The sequence below is a fragment of the Roseibium sp. genome (genome assembly GCF_039982295.1).
Taxonomy (GTDB): Bacteria; Pseudomonadota; Alphaproteobacteria; order Rhizobiales; family Stappiaceae; genus Roseibium.
The window spans coordinates 1-2,685 of record NZ_JBDWYP010000005.1; the positions used below are offsets into that span (position 1 = coordinate 1).

At 53.1% G+C, this 2,685-nt stretch carries 1 protein-coding gene and 2 pseudogenes; 2 read left to right on the plus strand and 1 reads right to left on the minus strand.

Features of this window, described 5'->3' with window-relative positions; genetic code table 11:
• The first annotated feature begins 163 nt into the window (after positions 1–163).
• Positions 164–556: a hypothetical protein gene (locus ABJZ52_RS01055; protein WP_348193981.1), complete on the plus strand. Its 393-nt coding sequence runs from the start codon at positions 164–166 to the stop codon at positions 554–556.
• A 141-nt stretch (positions 557–697) separates the two neighbouring features.
• Here the strand turns inward: ABJZ52_RS01055 and ABJZ52_RS01060 are convergent.
• Positions 698–856: pseudogene (locus tag ABJZ52_RS01060) on the minus strand (IS6 family transposase); the annotation flags it as partial.
• A gap of 109 nt (positions 857–965) precedes the next feature.
• Here ABJZ52_RS01060 and ABJZ52_RS01065 point away from each other — a divergent pair.
• Positions 966–1,565, plus strand: a pseudogene (locus ABJZ52_RS01065) (IS5 family transposase); the annotation flags it as partial.
• Between the last annotated feature and the right edge of the window lie 1,120 nt (positions 1,566–2,685).

The window sequence follows — 2,685 nt, forward strand, 5'->3', positions numbered from 1 at the left end:
TTGAAACAGCGCACATGATCCGAAAGGGGCAGCTGAACCGGCCGGGTGTACCTGCTTACCGACAGTTCATCGAGCTCGCAGGATAACTGTGTCAAGACAAAGCCATAGCAATGGCTGAAATAAAAGTTTGCGACACTACCATCTCAGTCCCCTGAAATCGGACATGACTTCCGGCGAGACGGAACAAAACTTCCGACACTATAATACAGAAAATACAACCGAAAATCCGGTAGGTCCCTGTAATGCGGCAAAGCCGCCAAAACGGACATCGCCAGATGGCGATGAAATCAATCTGCAAAAGGAGCCCGCTTACGCGGGCGGCATGGATGAAGGGAGTGGGGCGAAGGCGCAGAGCCCGGACAGCAACTGCAGTGCGCCGCAGAAGGGCCACGCCAATATCAACTACGTTGGCGCAAACACCGGAATCCACCACGTCCGTTTTGAACAGGTGATGGCAATTGCCAGTCCTCTTATGGCTCAGATGATCGTCGATGAAGCCGGGCAGGGGCGTGCAAATGGCTCTGTCGCAAAGTTTAGAGTCGCCTTGAAAAATTAGAATTAAATTCTACTATTTTATTGGCTAAGCAAAATTCCAGCCGAACACCTCCGAGTTTTTGGTTGTTTTGCGTGGAAATAGAAGTGCTGGCGCACACTTGTTAGAATGTGAATCTACGCTGAAAATTTTTGCGACAGTACCGCGAACGACCCAGCGGTTCAGGGTCGCGTGGTCTACATCAACGCCCCGCTCTTCCATGATTTCTTCCAGATCCCGGTAGGAAACCCCATAGCGTACATAGAAGAAAACGGCGAACAGCACCACGTCCTTGGGGAACTGGCTACCTTTGAAACTGATCAACGCTAAACACCTGGAAAAATCTGAGCGGAGGACCGCCTTCTAAACCGCAACACGCAAAAAGGGAACCGAAAGACAAAAAGTTTGCGACACTACCAGATCGGAGACGCCAGTATCCCTTGACCTGGTATTGGACAGCACCGGCCTGAAGGTCTTTGGAGCCGGAGAATGGCTGGAAACCAAGCACGGCAAGGCGTCCAGGCGCCGCTCGTGGCGCAAGCTCCACCTGGGGCTGGATCTGGACACAGGTCAGATCGAATGCAGTGAGCTGACGACAGACGACATCGGTGATCCGTCGGCCGTGCCGGATCTTTTGGATCAGATTGAGGAACCCGTGCATCGCTTTCTTGCTGACGGTGCCTATGACGGCGCCGCCACCCGGACCGCAATCACGAAGCGCTTTGCCGATGTGGAAATCATCATTCCACCGCCGAAGACGGCCGTTGCCGGCCCTGAGGCCGAGACCACCCCCACCGCGCGGGATCTGGATGTTCTGGCGATCAAGGCCCATGGCCGCATGGCCTGGCAAAAGAGCACCGGATATAACCAGAGAGCGCGCGTGGAAACGCAAATGGGCCGCTGGAAGTCGGTCATCGGGGAAAGGTTAAGATCACGCACCCTGGATAATCAGAGAACTGAGTGCCGGATCGGCGTCTCAGTTCTCAACAAAATGACTTCCCTCGGACGTCCCACGTTCGAGCGTATCTCATGATGCCCAAATTCTGGGTAAGGGACACCTGCGTGCCGCCTGATGATTTGTGCAACACGGTGATTCAGACATAGCTCTAGGAAATGATCGACCTGGGAAAACGGAAGCCCTTCAGGCGCGGAAATTCGGAACTCTCAATCATCAAAACGATCGACCAGTTCTCTGACACGTCAACAACTTGGCAATCCCCTCGGACGTCCCACGTTCGAGCGTATCTCATGATGCCCAAAGTCTGGGTAAGGGCCCCTTGCGTGCCGCCTGATGATTTGTGCAACACGGTGGTTTTGATCGGTTTATCTGCGCGCCTCGATACTGAAGCGCTTCAGATCCTGTCCGACTTTGACAGCGGTTCTTTGCCTCTGGCGTCCATATGGAGGTCTGCCAACTGACTAAATGATAGACCTGTTTCTGCTTTGAGTGCGTTACTCGTGATCACATCGGCCGTTCGCATGTCCTTTAGTTTTTCCCTGATCTTCATCAACGCCTCAGTTGATAGTCCCGTTTTTTTTGCCAGAGCTTTAACGATCTCGGGCGCATCAGTCGTTTTCGTGCTCTCTAGCCGTTTCTGGCAGGGCACGGTTCCTAAAGGCTGGCACCGAACGGGGCTGTTGCGTTTGGTGGTCTGTGGAAGTTTAGTGTCGGCAACGCGTAGAGCTTTAACCGGCTTAGAGCATGGTGCCGGCGACTTTTTACTCGTTCCAAACCTCCGTCTGAGGACCTTAGACGGATTCAATCTCCATGACTTGGTGCTAGACGTCGATGTTTGCCCGGGGGTGCCTGAGCCGTCGTGAGCCGGTTTCCGGCCGCCAAAGCTTGGGGTAAAGCTTCTCCCAAAGATCTTCATTGTTTTGCCTTTAATTGAAAGAATGATTGAAGTTTTTATCAATCACCCTCGACTGAGGAAGTATCAATGGTTACACCGTTGTGGAAATCATCGGTTCTGTCGCAAACTTTTGCCCTGTCGGTTCCCTTTTTGCGTGTTGCGGTTTAGGAGCACCGTGTTGCACAAATCATGAGCCGTCACGCAAGGGTCCCTTACCCAGAATTTTGGCATCATGAGATACGCTCGAACGTGGGACGTCCGAGGGGATTGCCAAGTTGTTGACGTGTCAGAGAACTGGTC